The sequence below is a fragment of the Gryllotalpicola sp. genome (assembly GCF_027352875.1).
GTDB lineage: Bacteria > Actinomycetota > Actinomycetes > Actinomycetales > Microbacteriaceae > Gryllotalpicola.
In genome coordinates, this window is record NZ_DAIEII010000009.1 from 19,639 (window position 1) to 41,362 (window position 21,724).

Sequence of the window (21,724 nt, forward strand, 5' to 3'; positions counted from 1 at the left end):
GACGCCATGCCCATCGCCATCCGTCGAGACCTGCGCAATGTCGCGATCGTCGCCCACGTCGACCACGGCAAGACCACTCTCGTCGATGCGATGCTCAAGCAGACGAACTCGTTCGCCGAGCATGCCCACGTCGAGGAGCGCGCGATGGACTCGAACGAGCTCGAGCGCGAAAAGGGCATCACGATCCTCGCCAAGAACACGGCGATCTCGTACCGCGGCAAGCACGCGGCATCCCACAACCCCGACGGCGCCATCACGATCAACGTCATCGACACGCCCGGCCATGCCGACTTCGGCGGCGAGGTCGAGCGCGGCCTCTCCATGGTCGACGGGGTCGTGCTGCTCGTGGACGCCTCGGAGGGGCCGCTGCCGCAGACCCGGTTCGTGCTGCGCAAGGCGCTCGAAGCCAAGCTTCCCGTCATCCTCGCGGTGAACAAGACCGACCGTCCCGACGCGCGCATCGCGGAGGTCGTCGAGGAGGCGCACGACCTGCTGCTGGGGCTGGCGAGCGACCTCGTCGACGCTGTCCCCGATCTCGACATCGACGCGCTGCTCGACATGCCCATCGTCTACGCCTCCGGCAAGGCCGGCCGCGCCTCCGCCAACCGCCCGGCCGACGGTTCGCTGCCCGACAGCGAGGACCTCGAGCCGCTGTTCGACGCCATCCTCACTCACATTCCCGCACCGACGTACGACGACGAGGCGCCGCTGCAGGCGCACGTGACCAACCTCGACGCCTCGCCGTTCCTCGGCCGCCTCGCGCTGCTGCGCATCTTCAACGGCAAGCTCAAGAAGGGTCAGACGGTCGCCTGGGTGCGCCACGACGGCTCGCACTCCAACGTGCGCGTCACCGAACTGCTCGTGACGAAGGCGCTCGATCGCTTCCCGGCCGAGTCCGCCGCCGCGGGCGACATCGTCGCCGTCGCCGGCATCGCGGAGATCACCATCGGCGAGACCCTCGCCGACCCGGACGACATCCGCCCGCTGCCCGCCATCACCGTCGACGATCCGGCGATCTCGATGACGGTCGGCACGAACACCTCGCCGCTCGTCGGCAAGGTCAAGGGCCACAAGCTCACCGCGCGCATGGTCAAGGACCGCCTCGACCGCGAGCTCGTCGGCAACGTGTCGATCCGTGTCGAGGACATCGGCCGGCCGGATGCCTGGGAGGTGCAGGGCCGCGGCGAGCTCGCGCTCGCCATCCTCGTCGAGCAGATGCGGCGCGAGGGCTTCGAACTCACCGTCGGCAAGCCGCAGGTCGTCACGAAGAAGGTCGACGGCAAGACCTTCGAGCCCTACGAGCACCTCACCATCGACATCCCCGAGGAGTTCCTCGGCGCGATCACGCAGCTGCTCGCGGCGCGCAAGGGCCGCATGGAGGGCATGTCGAACCACGGCACCGGATGGGTGCGCACGGAGTTCGTCGTGCCCTCGCGCGGTCTGATCGGCTTCCGCACCGAGTTCCTCACCACGACCCGCGGCACGGGCATCTCGAACGCCCTCGCGCACGGCTACGACGAATGGGCCGGGCAGATCACGACCCGCTCGAACGGCTCGATCGTCGCCGACCGCTCCGGCAACGTCACCCCGTACGCGATCATCGGCCTGCAGGAGCGCATGAGCTTCTTCGTGCAGCCCGGCGACGAGGTCTACGAGGGCATGGTCATCGGCGAGAACTCGCGCGCCGACGACATGGACGTCAACATCACCCGCGAGAAGAAGCTCACCAACATGCGCACCTCGACCGCCGACAACTTCGAGGCGATGACGCCGTCGCGCATCCTCACCCTGGAGGAGTCGCTCGAGTTCGCCCGCGAGGACGAGTGCGTCGAGGTCACCCCCGAGATCGTCCGCATCCGCAAGGTCGAGCTCGACGCGACGACGCGCGGCCGCGCCGCCTCGCGCCTGAAGCGGCAGGACTAAGAACCCTGTCCTGAAGGCGAGCGGCGATCCAGTGGATCGCCGCCGGCGCGGCCGCCGCCGAAGGCGGGCGCCGCCTCGCGCCTGAAGCGGCAAGACTGACGATTCGCTCGAGATCCCCCGAATCGACCTTTCCGACGGATGGAAGGGTGGATTCGGGGGATTTCGGCGAGCGAGCAGGGCTCACTCGAAGAGCTGGTAGGCGAGGTACCGGCCCGGCGGCGGGGCCGGCGGCACGAAGAACAGCGCTGAGCCGATGTGGCTGATGTACTCATTGAGGAGATCGGAGGAGCCGAGCTTCGTCTGCAGCGCGACGAAGGCGGCCGGGTCGTTCTGGTAGCTGAGGAAGAGCAATCCCGCGTCGAGCTGGCCGTAGTGGTTGAGCCCGTCGGTGTAGTTGTAGCCGCGGCGCAGGATCTTGAGCCCGCCGTTGTTCTCGTGGGCGGCAAGGGCGATGTGCGCGGTCGGGTCGATGACCGGATTGCCTGAGGCATCCTGTGCGGCGAAATCGGGGGCATCGAACTCCGCGACGCCGGTGAGGGGTGCACCGGCCTGCTTGGTGCGGCCGATGACGTGCTGCTGGTCGCTGACGCGGTCGGCGTCCCAGTTCTCGATGCGCATCTGGATCTTGCGCACCACCTGGTAGGCACCGCCGCGCGTCCACGCCGCATCGTCCGTCACGCGCACGAACTGCTCGTAGTCGGCGTCCTCCTTGAGGTTGCGCGTGCCGTCCTTGAAACCCTGCAGGTTGCGCGGCGTGGACTGCCCCTTGCCCGCCGATGCGCGCCCGAAGCCGAGCACCGTCCAGCGCACCGCGGCCGTGCCCTTCGCCATCCGTGCGAGATCGTGGATGGCGTGGTAGGCCACCTGCGGGTCCTCGGCGCAGGCCTGCAGGCTGAGGTCGCCGCCGGTGAGCGCCGGGTCGAGGTTGTCGCTGGGCAGCGCGGGCAGCGGTGCGAGGTGCACGGGCTTCTGCGGCGCCAGCCCGAAGCGCCTGCCGAAGACGTCGGGGCCGAGGCCGAGCGTGACGGTGAGACCGGCCGGGCCGAGCTCGTACGCCTCGCCGGTGTCGTTCGCGACTGCGTACTCGCCATCCGGCTGCACCGCGCCGATGGGCTTGCCCGCCATCATCTGCGCGATGGCGCCCGACCAGCGCGCGAACAGCACCTGCAGGTCGGTCGCGCCGGCACCGGCGGCGATGTCGAAGGTCATGTAGACCGAGTAGCGCTGCTGCGGGGTGCGGATGCCGGCCTGCTCGCCCGTGCCGTAGAACGGGTAGCTCGTGTCGAGGTCGACGACGTCGACCGGTTCGGCGGCGGACCGCGCCGCGAATCCGCCGCCGAAACCGGCCGCCGCGCCGACGAGGAGGGAGCCTGCCGCGGCGCCGTAGAACAGGCCGCGACGGGAGAGGAGCCGGGGGTCCTTCGGGTCCTCCTCCCGGCCCTCGGACTCGATCGTCACTGCGCCGTCGCCACCTTCTCGGCGATCTGCGACATCGGCTCCTGCAGAGCCTGGACGGCCTTGCTCAGCGCGGCCCCGTCGGCAGCGCGCACGGCGGGCGTGTAGTACGTGAAGCCGCCGGGGATGCTCGCATCGCGGTAGATGTCGAGCATGCCGTTCACGGTGCCGAACTCCCTCGCGACCGTGGCCGCCAGCGCCGGGTCGATCCTCGTCAGGCCGGGCTGCAGCGCGGCGAACGCCTGCTGGGCGCCCTCGATATTGGCTGCGAAGTCGAGCAGGTCGAGGTGGCTGTAGCGCTCCTCCTCGCCGGAGATCTTGTTGGACTGGATCTCTTCGAGGAGGGCGGCCGCGCCGTTCGCGAGGTCTTCCGGCCGATAGTTGAGCCCCTGGGCGAGCGAGGCGAGCTCGGTCACGTTGGACACGAGATCGGAGGCGTATTTCTTGGTCTGATCGGTGATCGCGCCGCCCTGCCAGAGATCGCGCTCGATCGCGTGGAGGCCGCTCCAGCCCACCGCCGGGTCGAGGCTCGAGGCGCGCATGTCGATGAGGTAGTCAAGGTTGCCCCGGTTCGATGTCGGCGCGGCACCGGGGAGGAGGAATCCGCTGACGTCGCTCTCGACCTTCTCGTAGAAGGGGCGGGCGAGGGCGTACTTCTCCTGCGCCGCGGCCACATCGCCGGAATCCACGGCCGTCTCGAGGTTCGCGACGGCGGTGACCATGCCCGCGATCTGGGTCGCGACGTACTGGCCATACTCGGCCGTGCCCTGCTGGAGGAGCTGGGCCGCGTCACCGGTCGCCGTGGGCGCCGCAGCGCCGGTGACCGTGAACGGGGTGTTCGGGGTCTGGGCCCCTGGGCAGTACACCGAATACCTGCCGCCGCCGAGCGTGAGGGTGAAGCTCACCGCGGGCAGGCCGGGTGCGAGGTTCTCCTTCTCGCCGAGGATGCGAGCGCCGTCGAGAAGCTCGAGCTCGGTGATGCCCGTCGAGCTCCGGTTGGTCACCGTGAAGGTGACGGGGCCGGCCGGGACCGAGTCCGGCGAGACGGTGCAGGCGTCGCCGGTGTCGCCGGTGAGGGTGATCGCAACCTGCGTCACGCCGCTGCCGGACGCGCTGGTGCCGGGCCCGGCGGTCGTCGGGGCGCACGCGGCGAGCGCGAGGACGGCCACCAGACCACCTGCACCGGCGAGAACGCGGCGGAGGGGGCTAGCGAAGGGCATACGCCGGGCGTTCCTTCGTGGTGTCGGGAGACGAGGCGGCGCGGTCTTTGAGGGCGCGGCGGCGGCTGCGGATGCCGGAGAAGGCGGTCGCGGCGGCGCCGATGAGCAGCGCGGCGGGCAATCCGACACCCCAGAGCGTGCGCTCGGCGCTCTGCTGCGCAGCGGTGGCCGAGGTGTCGGGCAGCGCGATGCTGACGGTGCGCGGAGTCGCAAGCCCGCCGCCGCTGAGCGTGACGGTGGTCACATCGCCCGTCGACCACCGGGCGTCGAAGGGGCCAGGATCGGTCTGCGCGGTGATGCCGATCGGCAACCGCCCGCCGTTCAGGGCGACGAGCTCGGGGAGCGAGATCGAGGCGGGAGTCCGGGACGCCGTGCTCTGCTGGGGCGCGAGCGCGACGCCGCCGAGCACGCCGAGACCGATGACCGCGAGCGCGACCGCGGTGACGAACTGGAGCTTCGCCGCGGCGAAGCCGTGCACGCGCCGGCGATCCGGCCAGTAGATGAAGAGCGCCACGGGCACGGTGTAGAGCAGCCATCCGACGACCTCGACGAGTCTCGGATCAGTCGGGATGCCGAGCACGCCGCGCAGCAGCGCCTCCGAGATCGTGCCAGGACCGGCGAACGACGAGAAGTCGGCGAGCTGCTGCTGGCCGCCGTTGAGCCAGCCCGCTTCATGCGCGGTGCGCAGCGCCTGGATGACGAGGCCGCCTGCGACGAGGATGAGGAAGGCGCCGGTGATGCGGAAGAACTTCGACAGATCGATCCTGATGCCGCCGAAGTAGATGCCGATCCCGACGCCCACGCTGACGAGGATGCCGACCACCGCGCCGGTCGCGGCGAGGCCCGCCGCTCCCGCGGTCGTGAAGGTCGCGAGCAGGAAGACGCTCGTCTCGAAGCCCTCCTTGAGCACCGCGAGGAACGCCATCACCGCGAGTGCGAGCGCGTGGCCGTCGCGGAGCGCCGCGCCGGCCTGGGCCTCGAGTTCGCGCTTGAGGTTGCGAGCGTGACGGTTCATCCAGACGAGCATGCTGGTCACGAAGAACACCGCGACGGCGCCGATGCAGGTTTCGAGCATCTCCTGCGCCGCCTGGGGAAGCGCCTGCTCGACGAGCGCCAGCGTGATGCCGACCGCGATGGCGAGCGCGACGGCCGTGCCGACGCCGATCCACATCTGGGTGAGCCTGCGACCGTTCTGGCGCAGGAACGCCGCGATGATGCCGACGATCAACGCCGCCTCGAGGCCTTCGCGAAGGCCGATGACGAGTGTTGCGAGCACGGTGGTCCTAGAGTCGATAGTGGGCTTCCCAGGGCTTCGCCGCCCGAAGCCTTGCGGGTAAGGATTGCCTTACTTAGCTCACCCTAACTTCGACTGGGAGCAGATGTCCAGTCGGCATCCCACCTGACGGAAAGGCGATCGGATGACTGCGGCAATCGCCCGGATCGCGTTGCTCGTCGTGGTCGGCGCCATCGTCGGCACGCTCGGGACGCTCGCCCATCACGCCAGGCTGGGAAGCGTCCGCGTGCCGCTGGGCATCGTCATCGCGCTCGCCGCCGTGCTCTTGCTCTTCGCGGGCGTGCGGCTCGTCACCGGCAGCCGGCTCGCCGTCGCCGCCGCGGTCGTCGGGGTCGCGGTGCCGGTCGCCGTCTTCCTCCGCCCCAGCTTCTCGGGCTCGGTCATCATTGAGGGCGACGCCCCCGGCAACGCCTGGGTGTGGGGCGCGGCCATCGCGGCGGCGCTCATGCTCGGGTTCCCTAGACTTGGATTCGAGAGGAGCAGTCGGCCGTGACCTATGTGATCGCCCTTCCCTGCGTGGACGTCAAGGACCGCGCCTGCGTGGACGAATGCCCCGTGGACTGCATCTACGAGGGCGAGCGCTCGCTCTACATCCACCCCGACGAATGTGTGGACTGCGGTGCCTGCGAGCCGGTGTGCCCCGTCGAGGCCATCTACTACGAGGACGATCTCCCCGAGGAGTGGGCCGACTACTACACGGCCAACGTCGAGTTCTTCGACGAGATCGGCTCGCCCGGGGGAGCGGCGAAGGTGGGGGTCATCCCGAAGGATCACCCCCTCATCTCAGCCCTTCCACCGCAGGCTCACTAGCGCATGGGCGTCGCCGACCTCGCCGACTACCCCTGGGACCGGATGGCGCCGTATGCGGCGAAAGCGCGTGACCACGCGGGCGGGGCGGTCGACCTCTCGGTCGGGTCGCCGGTCGACCCGACGCCCGCGATCGTCCGCGACGCACTCGCCGCCGCGACCGACGCGCACTCCTACCCCTTGACCGCGGGCACCACGGCGGTGCGCGAGGCGATCGCCGCCTGGTACGCGCGCCGCCGCGGAGTGCCGGGCCTCACCGCCGCGAACGCCATCATCACCATCGGTTCGAAGGAGCTTGTCGCTCTGCTGCCGCTGCTCGCGGGCCTCCGCGCCGGCGACACCGTCGTTCACCCCCGCATCGCCTATCCGACGTACGCGGTCGGCGCCGAGATCGCCGATGCGACCGGATTCCCCTCTGACGATCCCGCCGAATGGCCTCAGAGCACGAGGCTCGTCTGGCTCAACTCCCCGGGCAACCCCGACGGGCACGTCGACGACGTCGACTTCCTCCGCAGTGCGGTCGCGCGCGCCCGCGAACTCGGCGCGATCATCGTCAACGACGAGTGCTACGCCGAGCTCGGCTGGGACGGCAGGTGGGCGAGCGAGCCCGTGCCGAGCATCCTCGACCCGCGCGTGACGGGCGGCGATCTCACCGGAATCCTCTCGGCGTACTCGCTGAGCAAGCAGTCGAACCTTGCCGGCTACCGGGCCGCGTTCATCGCCGGGGATGCGGTGCTCGTCGACACCCTGCTCACCAGACGCAAGCACGTCGGGCTCATGCTGCCCGCGCCGCTGCAGACGGCCATGCTCGCCGCCCTCGGCGACGACGCGCATGTGGCAGAGCAGAAGGAGCGCTACCGGGCCCGGCGCGACGCGCTGCGGCCGGCGCTCGAAGCCGCCGGTTTCCGCATCGACCGCAGCGAGGCGGGCCTGTACCTCTGGGCGACCGAGGGACTCGACGCGTGGGAGTCGATCGACCGGCTGGCAGGCCTCGGCATCATCGCAGGCCCCGGGCCGTTCTATGGCGACGGCTCGGCGCGGCACGTCCGGTTCTCGCTCACGGCGACGGACGAGCGCATCGGCGCCGCCGCGACGAGACTGCGTAGCGCGCGGGACTAAGGTATCCATCGGGCCATAAGCCCTCCCCCCGCACTGATTCAGGAGACCAGAGTGGCAGACGATTCGGTCACCATCACCACCCCGGGCGGAGAGGCGCAACTGCCGATCCTGCCTGCCGTCGACGGCCACTCGGCGATCGACATCTCGACCCTGACGAAGCAGACCGGGTACGCGACCCTCGACTACGGATTCGTCAACACGGCGGCGACGAAATCGGCCATTACCTTCATCGACGGTGACCTGGGCATCCTGCGCTACCGCGGCTACCCGATCGAACAGGTCGCCGAGAACGCCACGTTCCTTGAAACGGCCTGGCTGCTCATCCACGGCGAGCTGCCGAGCGCCGTCGAGCTCGCCGACTTCGACGCGCAGATCCGCCGCCACACGCTCCTCCATGAGGACCTCAAGCTCCTCTTCCAGGCGATGCCGCAGAGCGGACACCCCATGTCGATGCTCGCCGCCGCGGTCAACGCCCTCGGCACCTACTACCCCGACTCGCTCGACCCGACCGATCCGGCCGCCGTCGAGCTCTCGACCATCCGTCTGCTCGGCAAGCTCCCGACCCTCGCCGCCTACGCCTACAAGCGCAGCGTCGGCCAGGCGTACCTGTACCCCGACAACGCGCTGGGCTATGTCGAGAACTTCCTGCGCCTCACCTTCGGCAACAACGCAGAGCCCTACCAGGCGAATCCCGTCGTCGCCTCGGCGCTCGACCGGCTGCTCATCCTCCACGCCGACCACGAGCAGAACGCCTCGTCGTCGACGGTGCGCCTCGTCGGCTCGACGGATGCCAACCTCTACGCCTCGATCGCCTCCGGCATCAACGCGCTCTCCGGCCCCGCCCACGGTGGCGCCAACGAGGCCGTGCTCAAGATGCTCGCCGAGATCCGCGACTCGGGCGAGGGCGTCGGCCGGTTCGTCGAACGGGTGAAGAACAGGGAGGACGGCGTCCGCCTCATGGGCTTCGGGCACCGCGTCTACAAGAACTACGATCCGCGTGCGAAGCTCGTCAAGGCCAGCGCGGATGCCGTGCTCGACGCCCTCGGTGTCGACGACCCGCTGCTCGACATCGCCAAGGAGCTCGAGCAGTACGCGCTCGCCGACGAGTACTTCGTGCAGCGCAAGCTCTACCCCAACGTCGACTTCTACACCGGGGTCATCTACAAGGCGATGGGCTTCCCGGCCTCGATGTTCACGGCGCTCTTCGCCATCGGCCGTCTGCCGGGCTGGATCGCCCAGTGGCGCGAGGGCAACACCGACCCGCAGGGCAAGATCGGCCGCCCGCAGCAGCTCTACGTCGGCTCGCCGAAGCGCGACTGGCCGCAAAGCTAGCGAAGCTCCGGGGGAGCTTCGCGCGGCCAGTCGCCGCCGTGAGGCGGGCACCCCGGGGCACCCGGTCACGGCCACGTTGCCGGGCTATCAGCATGTCGAAGACTCTATGAGCGGTGCCGAATGACCGTTCCCGGTCACGGGATCAGCCCATCAGGTGCTCGTCACGGATCCCGAACTGCGGGCTTACGGGTGCAATTCGGCGTTGAGGGCGATGCCGGCACCATGATGCGGAGCGGCCTCGACGCGGCCCGAGGTCGAGTTGCGGCGGAAGAGCAGTCCGGGTCGCCCGGCGAGATCGAGAGCCTTGACGACCTTGGGATCGCCCTCGGAATCGCGCTCGTCGAGCACCGTGACCTTCGTGCCGGCCGTGAGATACAGGCCCGCCTCGACGATCGAGTCGTCGCCGATCGAGATGCCGGTCCCCGAGTTCGCACCGAGCAGCACCCGCTCGCCGATCACGACCCGCTGCAGGCCGCCGCCCGAGAGCGTGCCCATGGTGGACGCCCCGCCGCCGATGTCGGAGCCGTCGCCGACGACCACGCCCTGCGAGATGCGGCCTTCGACCATCGAGGCCCCCAGCGTCCCGGCGTTGAAGTTGACGAAGCCCTCGGGCATGACCGTGGTGCCCGGTGACAGGTAGGCGCCGAGGCGCACGCGGGCGGAATCCGCGATGCGTACGCGCTCGGGGACGACGTAGTCGGTGAGGCGCGGGAACTTGTCGACCGCGTACGCCTGGATGCCCTCGCGGGCGAGCAGCGCGCGGCGGGCGCGATAGGTGTCGGCGGCGACCGGGCCGGCGTTCGTGAACGCGACGATCGGAAGGTGCGTGAAGAGCCCGTCGAGGTTGATCTCATTCGGCTTGACGACGAGGTGCGAGAGCAGGTGAAGCCGCAGATAGGCGTCGGCGGTCGACGCGGGCGCGTCGTCGACGCGCACCTCGACGGTGACCGGCTCGAGGGTGACGTCGCGGCGCTCGTCGGGGCCGGCCGCGGCGACGAGTTCGGCAGGGACGGTCGATCCGTCGGGGCGGCCGAGGGCGGGTGCGGGGAACCATGCATCGAGGACGACACCGTCGGAGGCGCGGGTGACGAGGCCATGACCCCAGGCAAGAAGGGCATCGGGCATAGCCCTAGATTAGTGGTGTGGCCGATCGCCCCCAGTTTCTCGACCCGGGCCTGACCTCGGTCGAACTGGCGCGCGCGATCTGCGACATCGAATCGGTCTCGGGCGGCGAAACCGCCCTCGCGGACGCTGTCGAGGCGTTCGTCTCGGGTGCTGCGCACCTCGACGTGACGCGCCTCGGCAACACCGTCGTCGCTCGCACGGAGCTCGGCCGTGCGCACCGGGTCGCGGTCGCCGGCCACCTCGACACCGTGCCAGTCAACGGCAATCTGCCGGTGCGGCTCGAGACCGATGGCGGCGTCGACTATCTCGTCGGTCGCGGCACCGTCGACATGAAATCCGGTGTAGCCGTGCAGCTCCGGCTCGCGCTCGACCTCGCCGAACCCGCCTATGACGTGACCTGGATCTGGTACGACAACGAGGAGGTCGCCGCCTCCCTCAACGGGCTGGGCCGACTCGCGAATGCCCGACCCGAGCTCGTCGCCGCCGACTTCGCGATCCTCGGCGAGCCCTCCGGCGGCGTCATCGAAGGCGGCTGCAACGGGACGATGCGCTTCGACGTCGTCACCCGCGGCGTGCGCGCCCACTCCGCCCGGCCCTGGATGGGCTCGAACGCCATCCACGCCGCGGCCCCGATCCTCGACCTGCTCGCACGCTTCCACCCCGAGACCGTCGACGTCGACGGCCTCGCCTACCGCGAGAGCCTCAACGCGACGCTCATCTCCGGCGGCGTCGCCGCCAACGTCATCCCCGACGAGTGCACAGTCCACATCAACTACCGCTTCGCCCCGTCGCGCTCGGCCGATGAGGCCGAGCAGCGCATGCGCGAGCTCTTCGGGCCGTTCGGCGAGGTCCACGTCGTCGACCTCTCGCCGGGGGCGCGCCCGGGGCTCGATGCGCCGCTGGCGCGCTCGTTCGCGGAATCCGTCGGCGGCGAGCCGCAGCCGAAGTACGGGTGGACGGATATCGCGCGGTTCGCCGCGCTGGGCGTGCCCGGCGTCAACTTCGGTCCCGGCGAGGCGAGCCTCGCCCACACCGACCACGAGCGGGTGGCAGTCGCCGACGTCGAGCGCTGCGAGGCCGCGCTGCGGGCGTGGTTGACGGACGGACGGTGACCGCGATCCGCTTTCGGCGGGACGTCGCGCGCCAGTCCACTGGACTGGCGCTTTTCGCGAAGCGGCTGCCGTGGTGGCTCAAGGTCACACTGATCTTCCTGCTCGGGCGCGCGATCACGACCGCGCTGCTGTACTGGATGATCGCCATCGAGGGCGCCAACCCGTGGACGGTCGCGCACCCCGGCTACCTCGACTTCGCCAACATCTGGGACGGCCGCTGGTACGAGATCGTCGCGCTCGCCGGCTATCCCGACACGCTGACGGTCGGCTACTCGGGCCATATCGCGCAGAACGCGTGGGCGTTCCTGCCCGGCTACCCGGCGGTCGTGCGCGGGGTGATGAGCGCGACCGGGCTGTCCTGGCAGGCCGCCGCCGTCGGCGTCTCGGTGGTCTTCGGCTATGCGGCGACGCTGCTGTTCTTCAAGCTCATGCGGCTCCGGCTCAACCCGTCGACGGCGCTCCACGCGACGCTGCTCTTCTGCGTCACGCCGGTGTCGGCGCTCTTCCAGGTCGCCTACGCCGAGTCGATGTACACGTTCCTGCTCGTCGCGCTGCTCTACCTCGTGCTCCGACGTCGCTACTGGTGGTCGATCCCGGTCATCGTCATCGCGGCGTTCACGAGGCCGGGCGGTCTCGCCGTCGCGCTCTTCCTCGGGCTGCACGTGGCCGTTCGCTTCTGGCGGCGTCGGCGCGAGCCGTTCGGAGCCACGCAGATCGCCGGTTCCCTGCTCGCCACCGCGTTCGCGCTCACCTCGGGGGTGGCGTGGCCGCTGATCGCGAGCTGGGTCACCGGAATCCCCGGCGCCTACATGCAGACCGAGCTCGCCTGGCGCGCCTCCTACATCGGGTGGGTCGAGCTCACCCCGTTCACGTCGTGGTTCCAGGCCGCGGGATGGTGGTTCACGGTGTGGCTCGGCTTGTCAGCCTGGGTCGGCTGGGTCGTCGTCGGTCTGCTCGTCGTGCTCTTCGCGACGGTGCTCTTCCTGCCGAGCGTGGTCAGGCTCGGCACCGACATCCGGCTGTGGCTCGCGGCCTACGCGGCCTACCTGCTCGCGGTCTGGTTCCCGCAGTCGAGCACATTCCGTGTGCTCCTGCCGATGTTCCCGCTGGCGGGTGCGATCGCGCAGCCGCGAAGCGTCTGGTATCGCCTCGGCATGGTCGTCGCAAGCGTCGCCGGCCAACTCGGATGGCTGCTGCTGTGCTGGACGATCGGTGCCAACGACTGGAGTCCGCCGTGACATCGCGGCGCGCCGTCGATTTCGGGCCGGTCGCCGGGTGCGGGATAATCAAAGGAGACGTCCACGAAAGGGGAGTTGCATGGCCGCGATGAAGCCGCGTACTGGAGACGGGCCCATGGAAGCCGTGAAGGAGGGGCGCCTCATCATCGTGCGGGTTCCGCTGGAAGGCGGAGGCCGGCTGGTCGTGTCGGTGAACGACGACGAGGCCAAGGAACTCCGCGACCAGCTCTCGAGCGCCATCGGCGTCTAGAGCCCGCTTCGAGAATGCCGCCCGACGGGCGGCATTCTCGGTTTAAGCGAGCGTCGTGATCTGCAGCAGTCCGTCGCCGACGATGGAGAGCGCGCTCACCACCGCGCTCGACGTCGCCGTCTCGGCGACGAGGGTGCGGAAGGCGCTGGGGATGTCGTCGCGGTTGGCCGGGTTGGCGACCTGGCCCCGCCACAGCGCGTGGGGGACGAGCACGCTGCCGCCCGGGCGCGCCAGGCGCAATCCGTGTTCGACGTTCTCGATGACGTGGGCCGGGTCGCCGTCGACGAAGACGATGTCGTAGGCGTTCTCGTTCATGCGCGGCAGCACGTCGAGCGCCTTGCCGCCGATGAGACGGATGCGGGCGTTCGGGATGCCGGCCTCGGCGAACGCCTCACGGGCGCGTTGGTGATACTCGGCCTCGATGTCGATGGAGGTGAGGAGCGCGCTGGAGGTGCCGCGCAGCAGCCACAGGCCGGAGACGCCGAGGCCGGTGCCGATCTCGAGGATGCTCTGCGCGCCCGTTGCGGCGACGATGACGGCTGCCTGCGCGCCGATCGCGGGGCTCACCGGATCGACGCCGAGCTCGAGCGAGTGCTGGCGGGCCTTCGCGATGACATCGTGCTCGATGACGTTGTCGTTCGCGAACTTCCAGTTCACGTCGTTCTCGGACATGGGGCCTCCCGTTGCTCGCCAGAATAGGGCCGGACGCCGCCGCCGCCCCGCAGGCGCACGGGGGGCGATCGCGTACTCTGAGAAGGTGGGCGGGCTATCGTTCGAGAAGCTGCTGATCATCGCGGCCATCGCGGTGTTCATCATCGGCCCGACCCGGCTGCCGGCGTACGCCGCGAAGCTCGGCCAGTGGGTGCGGACCGCCCGAGGCTACCTCGATTCCGCGCAGGAGCGCGTCAAGGACGAGATGGGCGACGACTTCCCCGATATCGACTGGAAGAAGCTCGACCCGCGCCAGTATGACCCGCGCCGCATCATCCGCGACGCGCTGCTCGACGATTCCCCGCTGCCCGCCGCGACGGGCTCGGTGGTGTCGGCGCCGTCGGGCGCGGCCGCCGGCGCAGCATCGGGCAACACCGTTATCGGCGCCGCGGGAGTGGCGGCATCGCGCACCCTGGTGCCGCGGCACACGCCCGGCGAGGCGCCCCCCTTCGACGCCGAGGCGACTTAGGCCGTCGTCGGCGAGACGCACGAAAGGGCCTGTTCAGCGCGAACTGCGGAAGGGCGGCGAGGCAGGCTAGGCAGGGGAGACGGGGAGCTTGCGGCCGGCGAGGGAGTCGGTGCGCTCCTGGAGCTGCACCGCGATCGCCTGGATGGCGCGCGCAGCAGGGTCGTCGGGGTGCGAGAGCACTACGGGCGCGCCTGCGTCGCCGCCCTCGCGCAGGGCCACCGAGAGCGGGACCGAACCGAGCAGCGGGGCATCCAGCGCCGCGGCGACCGTGGCCCCGCCGCCCGATCCGAAGAGCGGCAGCACCGACCCGTCGGGCTGGACGAGGCCCGCCATGTTCTCGATGACGCCTGCGATGCGCTGCCCGGTCTGCGCGGCCAGCGAGCCGGCGCGTACGGCCACCTCGGCGGCGGCGGCCTGCGGAGTCGTGACCACGATGACCTCCGACTGCGGCAGCAGCTGCCCGACCGAGAGCGCGACGTCGCCGGTGCCCGGCGGCAGGTCGAGGAGCAGCACGTCGAGATCGCCGAAGAAGACGTCGGTGACGAACTGCTGGATGGCGCGGTGCAGCATCGGCCCGCGCCAGGCCACCGCGCGGCGGGAGCCGGATTCCTCGTCGAGGAACATCCCGATCGAGATGGTCTTCACGCCGTAGCCGATGGGCGGCAGGATCATGTCATCGACGCGGGTGGGCCTCGCGCCGCCGAGCCCGAGCAGCCCGGGGATCGAGAAGCCGTGCACGTCGGCGTCCACCACCCCCACCGTCAGCCCGCGCGCGGCGAGGCCCACCGCGAGGTTCGCGGTGAGCGTCGACTTGCCGACACCGCCCTTGCCGCTCGCCACGACGAGCACTCGCGTCAGCGAGTCCGGCCCGAACTGGGCGGTGCGCGCGCGGCCGCGCCGCAGCCTCTCGGTGAGCTCGCGGCGTTCGGTGGGCGTCATGACGGTCACGGCGACATCGGCGCGCGTCACACCCCGCACGCCGAGCGCCGCCTCGCGCACGGAGCGCTCGAGGGATTCCGCTGCGGGGCATCCCACGATGGTGAGCTTGAGGCCGACGGATGCCGTCCCCTCGGCATCCACCGACACCCCGGCCACCATGCCGAGCTCGGTGATGGGCCGGCGGATCTCGGGGTCGACGACACCGCCGAGTGCATCGGCGACGGCGGCGGCCAGGTCAGTCAACGGCGACACCGGTCGGTGCGGCAGGCGCGTCGGCCGCCGGTGCGGTGTCGGTCTCGAGCTCGTCGAGCAGCGCCCTGAGCTCGGCCTTGATGAAGTCCTTCGAGGCGAGGTTGCGCATCGCGAGCCGCAGCGCGACGACCTCGCGTGCGAGGTACTCGGTGTCGGCGAGGCTGCGCTCGGCCCGCTGGCGGTCCTGCTCGATCTGCACCCGGTCGCGGTCGTCCTGGCGGTTCTGTGCGAGCAGGATGAGCGGTGCCGCATAGGACGCCTGCAGCGAAAGCACGAGCGTCAGGACGGTGAACCCGAACGCCTGCGAGTCGAAGCGCCACGACATCGGTGCGATGCTGTTCCAGACCAGCCATACGATCGTGAACCCCGAGAGGATGATGAGGAACGTCGGCGTGCCCATGGCGCGCGCGAACCACTCGGTGCCGCGCCCGAACCGATCGCTGTCGCCCCGGCTCGACAGCAGCCGGTAGCCGCCGCTGCGGAGGCCCTTCGGGGCCTCGAGCCCGGTGCTCTTGCCATTGCGTGCCATTGCTCACCCTCTTCCAGTCGTGCTCGTGCGTGCGGCGACCGCGCTGCGCAGCGCGGCGTCGGTATCGTCTTCCGAACTTCGCCAGTCGTCGGGCAGCAGGTAGTCGAGGAGGTCGTCAATGGTCACCACCCCTACGAGGCGGTGGGTCTCATCCACGACGGGGAGTGCGACCAGATTGTAGCTCGCGAGCATGCGCGCGACGGACGCCACGGACGCCTGCGCCCGCACCGGCTCGAGCTCCGCGTCGATGATCGTGCCGATGCGCTCGTGCGGGGCGTGCCGCAGCATCCGCTGCATGTGCACCATGCCGACATAGCGCCCCGTCGGGGCATCGTACGGCGGCAGCGTGACGAACACGGCGGAGGCGAGGGTGACGGGCAGTTCCTCGCGGCGGATGATCGCAAGGGCCTCGGCAACGGTCGCGTCGGCCGAGAGGATGATGGGCTCGGTCGTCATGAGCCCGCCGGCCGTGTTGGGCGCGTAGCGCAGCAGCATCCTGACGTCGTCGGCGTCGTCGGGCTCCATGAGCTCGAGCAGGTGCTCGCGCTCCTCGTCGGGGAGCTGGGCGATGAGGTCGGCGGCGTCGTCCGGCTCCATCTCCTCGAGGACATCGGCGACGCGCTCGTCGTCGAGGCCGGTGAGGATTCCGACCTGCGCCGCCTCGGGCATTTCTTCGAGGGCATCGGCGAGTCGGTCGTCAGAGAGCTCGCTGGCGACCTCGATGCGGCGCTGCTCGGGCAGGTCCAGCAGCGAGTTCGCGAGGTCGGCGGCCTTGAGGTCGGAGTACGTCGCGATGAGCTGGCTGGCGTCGGCGGCCGAGGCGCCGGTGGCGACGGTGATCTCTCCCCATGCCGCGAACTGAGTCGGGCCCTTCGCGAACGGCGACGCCGAGGTCTTCGGGCGGCGCACGAAGAGCTGGGTGACATCCCACAGGCCGGTGGGGGCGCGGGTGATGGCGACATCCTCGATGACGCCGGGGCCGGAGCCGTCCCGGAACTGCACCCGGGTGCCGATGATCTCGGCGATGACGCGCACCTCGGAGTTGCGCTGCTCGAACCGACGCACATTGATGAGGCCGGTCGTGATGACCTGGCCGGCGCCGATGCTCGTGATGCGGCTGATCGAGACGAACACCCGCTTCTTGCCGGGGATCTCGACGATGAGCCCCACGACCCTCGGGGCTGCGCCGGCGCGGTAGACGACGAGCACATCGCGCACGCGACCGACCCGGTCGCCGGCCGGGTCGAACACCTGGCAGCCGGCGAGCCGGGCGACGAAGACCCGCTGCGCGCTCACGCAAGCAAGCCTAGAGCGCGGCCTGGACCCACGCCTCTACTTCGTCGGCCGTGCGGGGGAACGCGGCGGTGAGGTTCTCGACGCCGTCCTCGGTGACGAGCACATCGTCCTCGATGCGCACGCCGATGCCGCGCAGGTTCTCGGGCACTGTCAGGTCGTCGGGCTGGAAGTACAGACCGGGCTCGATCGTGAAGACCATCCCCGGCCGCAGCAGACCGTCGTGGTACATCTCGCGGCGGGCTTTGGCGCAGTCGTGCACGTCGATCCCCAGGTGGTGGCTCGTGCCGTGCACCATGTAGCGGCGGTGCTGCTGCTGGTCGGCATCGAGCGCTTCCTCCGCGGTGACGGGCAGCAGGCCCCAGTCCGCCGTGCGGCGGGCGATGACGGCCATCGCCGCGGCGTGCACCTCGCGGAACCGGATGCCCGGCTTCGCGACGGCGAACGCGGCATCCGCCGCCTCGCGCACCGTTTCGTAGACGAGGCGCTGCGCCTCGGTGAAGCGCCCGGTGACGGGGAAGGTGCGCGTCACGTCGGCGGTGTAGAGGCTGTCGGCCTCGACGCCGGCATCCATGAGCACGAGGTCGCCGGGGACGACCGGGCCGTCGTTGCGGTCCCAGTGCAGGATGCAGGCGTGCGGGCCGGCCGCGGCGATGGTGTCGTAGCCGACTGCATTGCCCTCGGCGCGGGCGGCCGTGTAGAAGACGCCCTCGACGACGCGCTCGCCGCGCCCGTGGGCGGTGATGCGCGGCAGGTCGGCGAGAACGGCGTCAAAGCCCTGCTTCGTCGCGGCGACGGCGCGGCGCAGCTCGGAGACCTCGTACGCGTCCTTGACGAGGCGCAGCTCGCTGAGATCGCGGGCGAGCTCGTCGTCGCCCTCGTGGCGGTCCAGGTCGATGTCGGGGCCCAGAAGCAGGCGCTGGGCGTCGACCTGGGCGGTGAGTTCGGAATCCGCATCGCGCACGATGAGGGTGTCGGCGTCGACCGCGTCGAGGACGAGCTGCACGTCGGCGATGCCCCTGACGTCGAGTGCGAGGTCGCCGGCGACCTGCGCGAGCGACGGGCGCGGGCCGATCCAGAACTCGCCGATCGCGGCGTTCGAGTAGAACTCGTCGGAGTCGCGACCGGCGCGCTCGCGGAAGTAGAGGGTCGCCTCGTGACCGTCCGCAGTCGGTTCGAGGACGAGCACGCTGCCCGGCTCGGCGTCGGACGCCCAGCCGGTGAGGTGGCTGAACGCGCTGTGGGCGCGGAACGGGAAATCCGTGTCGTTGGATCGCACCTTCGCCTCGCCCGCAGGGACGATGAGCCGCTTGCCGGGGTGGAGGGCGCCGATCGCGGCGCGCCGACGGGCGGCGTACGCGGCCTGCTCGCGTGCCGGGGGCGCGACGTCAGCGCGCTCGGCCCACTGCGAGCTGATGTAGGCCTTGAATCTCTCGGCATTCGGCAGCGTCGAACGGTTCGCGTTGGGGTTCGATGGGGTCGCGGTCGTCGCCTGGTCGGTCATTCCGCTATTGTCTCGCGCCCCGATGAAATGATGGGGGGATGATCGATCTGCACACGCATTCGAGCGTGTCCGACGGCACCGAGAGCCCGGCAGATCTCATCGCATCGGCCGCGCGCGCTGGTCTCGACGTCGTCGCGCTCACTGACCATGACTCGACGGCCGGATGGGCGGAGGCCGCGGCCGCGGCCGCGTTCCTCGGGATCGAGTTCGTGCCCGGCATGGAGTTGTCGACCCGGTTCGGCGTGAAGAGCGTCCACCTGCTCGCCTACTACCCCGACCCGCTCAACGAGGCGCTCGTCGATGAGACCGACCGCATCCGCCAAGCCCGGCTCACCCGCGCCGAGACCATGGTCGCGCGGCTGTCGGAGGACTTCCCGATCTCATGGCATGACGTGCTCGCGCAGACCCAGCCCGGAACATCCGTCGGCCGCCCGCACATCGCGGACGCCCTCATCGAGGCGGGGGTCGTCGAGTCGCGGGCGGACGCCTTCGAGCGGATGCTGCACCCGCAGGCCGGTTACTACGAGCCCATCTACGCCCCGTCGCCGGTCGACGGCGTGCGCCTCGTGCGCCTGGCCGGGGGGGTGCCCGTGCTCGCACACCCCGCCACCCGCGGCCGCGACAACGTGCTCGACGCGCGCTACCTCGACGCGCTGGTCGACGCCGGGCTGTTCGGCCTCGAGGTCGAGCACCGCGAGAACACCGAGGACGGCAAGGCATACCTGCGCGAGTTCGCGGCCTCGCGCGGCCTCGCGATGACGGGGTCGTCGGACTACCACGGCGCGGGCAAGCCCAATCGGTTGGGCGAGAACGTGACCTCGCCCGAGGTGTTCGCGGCCATTCGGGCTGCTGCGGGGATTTAGCGACCCGAGGTCGGCGCGGCTGTACGCTCGGGCTGAGTTCTGGCGGACACGCCGGAGAGCAGGCGATGTCGCACGGCGTGTCGCCTGGAACTCAGCCCGACCGTACCGGTGACGTGCGCTGAACCGGGCGAAGAGCGCCGGCTATTCGGGGGAGGGCGCGGCGCCGGAGCCCGACCTGCGGCGGCGCCGGCGGCGCGGAGCGCCCTCGGCGCGGGGCTCGACAGCGGTGGAGGCCTCGGCGGCGGTGACCCGGTGCGAGGAATCCCGCGCACCCGAGCGAGGCGCGCGGCCCTGCCTCGCGACCGCGCTCTCGACCCGCGGGGTCGGTGTGGTCTTGAGGCGGCCCTTGGTGCCGACCGGGATGTCGAGGTCGGTGTAGAGGTGAGGGGAGGACGAGTAGGTCTCCGTCGGCTCGGGCTGACCGAACTCGAGGGCACGGTTGATGAGGGCCCACTTGTGCAGGTCCTCCCAGTCGACGAACGTCACCGCGATGCCGGTCTTGCCCGCGCGGCCGGTGCGGCCGGCGCGGTGCAGGTAGGTCTTGTCGTCGTCGGGGATGGTGTGATTGATGACGTGGGTGACGTCGTCGACGTCGATGCCGCGGGCGGCGACATCGGTGGCGATGAGGATCTCCTTCTTGCCCGCCTTGAACGCGGCCATCGCGTGCTCGCGCGCCTCCTGCGAGAGGTCGCCGTGGACGCTGACGGCGGGGAACCCGCGGTCGTTGAGCTCCTCCTGGAGCCGGGCGGCCGCGCGTTTCGTGCGGGTGAAGATGATGGTCTTGCCCCGCCCGTTCGCCTGCAGGATGCGGGCGATGACCTCGTCCTTGTCGAGCGAGTGCGCCCGATAGATGAGGTGCTTGATGTTGGCCTGGGTGAGGCCCTCATCGGGGTCGGTCGCGCGGATGTGGATCGGCTTCGACATGAAGCGGCGCGCGAGCGCGACGATCGGGCCCGGCATCGTCGCCGAGAACAGCATGGTGTGCCGCACCGCGGGCAGCTTCGAGAAGATCTTCTCGATGTCGGGCAGGAAGCCGAGGTCGAGCATCTTGTCGGCCTCGTCGAGGACGACCTCGGTGACGTGGCTGAGGTCGAGCAGGTGCTGGCCGGCGAGGTCGATGAGGCGGCCCGGGGTGCCGACGACGATCTGCGCGCCCGCCTGCAGCGCCTCGATCTGACCCTCGTAGGCCTTGCCGCCGTAGATCGCGGCGATGGTCGTCGGGCGGCCGGATGCGGCGACCTCGAGGTCCTCGGCGACCTGAACGGCGAGCTCGCGGGTGGGCGCGACGACGAGTGCCTGCACGCCGGGCCGCGGGTCGGGGCCGAGGCGCTGGATGAGGGGGATGCCGAATCCGAAGGTCTTGCCCGTTCCGGTCTTGGCCTGGCCGATGATGTCCTGCCCGGTGAGGGCGAGGGGGATCGTCTGCTCTTGGATGGGGAACGGTTCGAGGATGCCTTTGGCGGCGAAAGTGTCGACGATGTCCTGGTCGACTCCGAGATCTGAGAAAGTCACGATGCCCTGAGTCTACCGGGGGTCTGCTGGGGGAATCCCCGGCGCGTCAGGCGGGAATCACGCCGGCCGGCCGGCCCTGGCGAGTTCAGCCTCGAGGGCCGCATCCTTCGCGATGCGCGAGCGCGAGACGAAGACGTCGACGAGCACCGCGGCGAGGGCGCTCGCGACCGGGGTCGCGACCCAGATCCAGCCGCCGTCCCAGGCGAGGCCCGCCCAGGTCAAGGCTTCCCAGACGAGCATGGCGACACCTGCCGCGACCGCGGGGACGAGCAGCTCGCCGTGCTCGTGGCGGCCCGGCAGCGCATAGCGCGCGACGAAGCCGATCGCGGCGCCGATGACGAAGACGAAGAGGAGCTCCATCGGGCGGCGGCTCTCAGCCGACGAATCCGACGCGACGCGTCTCTTCCGTGCCGAACTGCACGTAGGCGATGCCCGCGGTCGGGACAAGGTACGTCGCGCCCTTGTCGTCGCTCGCCTCGATGACCGGGTCGCCCGCGGCGATGGCGGCCTTGATCGCCTTCGCGAGATCGCCGGACGAACTCTCGAAGCTCAGCTCGCGCGGGGCGTTGACGATGCCGATGCGGATCTCCACGGAGGTGCCTTTCATGCGTGGGCGCTCGATCTGAGTGCTCGAAACAGAGCCTAACCGCCTGCCGGCGGCGCGGATCGCTCGCGACGGCCACTGGGCCGTCGCTCTAAGCGAACGATCCGCCCGGGTTCGCGATCCGCCCGGGTTCGCGGACAGCGCGTGCTCCCGACCGGTGTCCGACCCTGCCG

The 21,724-nt window shown here is 70.4% G+C and carries 22 protein-coding genes; 10 read left to right on the forward strand and 12 right to left on the reverse strand.

The window, feature by feature from the left end; all coding sequences use genetic code 11:
• Window positions 1-6: 6 nt before the first annotated feature.
• Window positions 7-1,923 carry a translational GTPase TypA gene (typA, locus tag M7D61_RS01490; RefSeq protein ID WP_298226882.1) on the forward strand — a complete coding sequence of 639 codons (1,917 nt, stop codon included), beginning with the start codon at window positions 7-9 and terminating at the stop codon, window positions 1,921-1,923.
• Window positions 1,924-2,103: 180 nt separating this feature from the next.
• Here the strand turns inward: typA and efeB are convergent, their stop codons facing one another.
• Genes efeB through efeU form a run of 3 tightly spaced genes read right to left on the reverse strand, consistent with a single transcriptional unit; the run spans window position 2,104 to window position 5,874 of the window.
• Window positions 2,104-3,381 (reverse strand): iron uptake transporter deferrochelatase/peroxidase subunit, encoded by a 1,278-nt coding sequence (gene efeB / locus M7D61_RS01495; protein ID WP_298226884.1) that lies wholly within the window; start codon window positions 3,379-3,381, stop codon window positions 2,104-2,106.
• Window positions 3,378-4,547 carry an iron uptake system protein EfeO gene (gene efeO / locus M7D61_RS01500; protein WP_298226886.1) on the reverse strand — a complete coding sequence of 390 codons (1,170 nt, stop codon included), beginning with the start codon at window positions 4,545-4,547 and terminating at the stop codon, window positions 3,378-3,380. Before efeO ends, efeB begins: the two co-directional genes overlap by 4 nt.
• Before the next feature lie 37 nt (window positions 4,548-4,584).
• The gene (efeU, locus tag M7D61_RS01505) at window positions 4,585-5,874 is read right to left on the reverse strand and encodes an iron uptake transporter permease EfeU (RefSeq protein ID WP_298226888.1); all 1,290 of its coding nucleotides are present in this window, start codon (window positions 5,872-5,874) and stop codon (window positions 4,585-4,587) included.
• Window positions 5,875-6,016: 142 nt separating this feature from the next.
• Between efeU and M7D61_RS01510 the strand changes: the two genes are divergently transcribed.
• The 4 genes from M7D61_RS01510 to M7D61_RS01525 are packed head-to-tail and all read left to right on the forward strand — an operon-like array spanning window position 6,017 to window position 9,150.
• Window positions 6,017-6,385 (forward strand): hypothetical protein, encoded by a 369-nt coding sequence (locus M7D61_RS01510; protein ID WP_298226890.1) that lies wholly within the window; start codon window positions 6,017-6,019, stop codon window positions 6,383-6,385.
• Window positions 6,382-6,702: a ferredoxin gene (fdxA, locus tag M7D61_RS01515; RefSeq protein WP_298226891.1), complete on the forward strand. Its 321-nt coding sequence runs from the start codon at window positions 6,382-6,384 to the stop codon at window positions 6,700-6,702. The genes M7D61_RS01510 and fdxA overlap by 4 nt, the downstream gene beginning before the upstream one ends.
• 3 nt (window positions 6,703-6,705) lie before the next feature.
• Window positions 6,706-7,818 (forward strand): succinyldiaminopimelate transaminase, encoded by a 1,113-nt coding sequence (dapC, locus tag M7D61_RS01520; RefSeq protein WP_298226893.1) that lies wholly within the window; start codon window positions 6,706-6,708, stop codon window positions 7,816-7,818.
• Between the two features lie 51 nt (window positions 7,819-7,869).
• Window positions 7,870-9,150 carry a citrate synthase gene (locus M7D61_RS01525; protein ID WP_298226894.1) on the forward strand — a complete coding sequence of 427 codons (1,281 nt, stop codon included), beginning with the start codon at window positions 7,870-7,872 and terminating at the stop codon, window positions 9,148-9,150.
• A 183-nt stretch (window positions 9,151-9,333) separates the two neighbouring features.
• Here the strand turns inward: M7D61_RS01525 and dapD are convergent, their stop codons facing one another.
• The gene (gene dapD, locus M7D61_RS01530; protein WP_298226897.1) at window positions 9,334-10,275 is read right to left on the reverse strand and encodes a 2,3,4,5-tetrahydropyridine-2,6-dicarboxylate N-succinyltransferase; all 942 of its coding nucleotides are present in this window, start codon (window positions 10,273-10,275) and stop codon (window positions 9,334-9,336) included.
• Window positions 10,276-10,292: 17 nt separating this feature from the next.
• Here dapD and dapE point away from each other — a divergent pair, with 17 nt between their 5' ends.
• The 3 genes from dapE (at window position 10,293) to M7D61_RS01545 (ending at window position 12,875) form a co-directional block, all read left to right on the forward strand.
• Window positions 10,293-11,387, forward strand: a complete 1,095-nt coding sequence (gene dapE, locus M7D61_RS01535; protein WP_298226899.1) for a succinyl-diaminopimelate desuccinylase — start codon at window positions 10,293-10,295, stop codon at window positions 11,385-11,387.
• Entirely contained in the window at window positions 11,366-12,625 is a 1,260-nt protein-coding gene (locus M7D61_RS01540; protein ID WP_298226901.1) for a mannosyltransferase family protein, read from the forward strand. The genes dapE and M7D61_RS01540 overlap by 22 nt, the downstream gene beginning before the upstream one ends.
• Window positions 12,626-12,704: 79 nt before the next feature.
• On the forward strand, window positions 12,705-12,875 hold the full coding sequence (locus M7D61_RS01545; protein ID WP_298226902.1) for a DUF3117 domain-containing protein: 171 nt from the start codon (window positions 12,705-12,707) through the stop codon (window positions 12,873-12,875).
• A 42-nt stretch (window positions 12,876-12,917) separates the two neighbouring features.
• On the opposite strand, the gene M7D61_RS01550 is transcribed toward M7D61_RS01545, so the two are convergent.
• Window positions 12,918-13,547: a class I SAM-dependent methyltransferase gene (locus M7D61_RS01550; protein ID WP_298226903.1), complete on the reverse strand. Its 630-nt coding sequence runs from the start codon at window positions 13,545-13,547 to the stop codon at window positions 12,918-12,920.
• 85 nt (window positions 13,548-13,632) lie between these two features.
• Between M7D61_RS01550 and M7D61_RS01555 the strand changes: the two genes are divergently transcribed.
• Window positions 13,633-14,055: a twin-arginine translocase TatA/TatE family subunit gene (locus M7D61_RS01555; protein ID WP_298226905.1), complete on the forward strand. Its 423-nt coding sequence runs from the start codon at window positions 13,633-13,635 to the stop codon at window positions 14,053-14,055.
• 66 nt (window positions 14,056-14,121) lie between these two features.
• On the opposite strand, the gene M7D61_RS01560 is transcribed toward M7D61_RS01555, so the two are convergent.
• The 4 genes from M7D61_RS01560 to M7D61_RS01575 are packed head-to-tail and all read right to left on the reverse strand — an operon-like array spanning window position 14,122 to window position 18,572.
• Window positions 14,122-15,246: a P-loop NTPase gene (locus tag M7D61_RS01560; RefSeq protein ID WP_298226908.1), complete on the reverse strand. Its 1,125-nt coding sequence runs from the start codon at window positions 15,244-15,246 to the stop codon at window positions 14,122-14,124.
• Window positions 15,230-15,775, reverse strand: a complete 546-nt coding sequence (locus M7D61_RS01565) for a DUF1003 domain-containing protein (protein ID WP_298226910.1) — start codon at window positions 15,773-15,775, stop codon at window positions 15,230-15,232. Before M7D61_RS01565 ends, M7D61_RS01560 begins: the two co-directional genes overlap by 17 nt.
• 3 nt (window positions 15,776-15,778) lie before the next feature.
• Window positions 15,779-17,071 (reverse strand): CBS domain-containing protein, encoded by a 1,293-nt coding sequence (locus M7D61_RS01570; protein WP_298226913.1) that lies wholly within the window; start codon window positions 17,069-17,071, stop codon window positions 15,779-15,781.
• A gap of 10 nt (window positions 17,072-17,081) precedes the next feature.
• The gene (locus M7D61_RS01575; RefSeq protein ID WP_298226915.1) at window positions 17,082-18,572 is read right to left on the reverse strand and encodes an aminopeptidase P family protein; all 1,491 of its coding nucleotides are present in this window, start codon (window positions 18,570-18,572) and stop codon (window positions 17,082-17,084) included.
• 38 nt (window positions 18,573-18,610) lie between these two features.
• Between M7D61_RS01575 and M7D61_RS01580 the strand changes: the two genes are divergently transcribed.
• Entirely contained in the window at window positions 18,611-19,435 is an 825-nt protein-coding gene (locus tag M7D61_RS01580) for a PHP domain-containing protein (RefSeq protein ID WP_298226917.1), read from the forward strand.
• A gap of 141 nt (window positions 19,436-19,576) precedes the next feature.
• Here M7D61_RS01580 and M7D61_RS01585 read toward each other — a convergent pair whose 3' ends face one another.
• Genes M7D61_RS01585 through M7D61_RS01595 form a run of 3 tightly spaced genes read right to left on the reverse strand, consistent with a single transcriptional unit; the run spans window position 19,577 to window position 21,539 of the window.
• Entirely contained in the window at window positions 19,577-20,950 is a 1,374-nt protein-coding gene (locus M7D61_RS01585) for a DEAD/DEAH box helicase (protein ID WP_298226967.1), read from the reverse strand.
• Window positions 20,951-21,004: 54 nt separating this feature from the next.
• Complete coding sequence (locus tag M7D61_RS01590) at window positions 21,005-21,307, reverse strand: hypothetical protein (RefSeq protein WP_298226919.1); 303 nt, start codon at window positions 21,305-21,307, stop codon at window positions 21,005-21,007.
• Window positions 21,308-21,320: 13 nt separating this feature from the next.
• Window positions 21,321-21,539, reverse strand: coding sequence for a DUF3107 domain-containing protein (locus tag M7D61_RS01595; RefSeq protein ID WP_298226969.1), 219 nt, complete (start codon window positions 21,537-21,539; stop codon window positions 21,321-21,323).
• Window positions 21,540-21,724 lie beyond the last annotated feature (185 nt).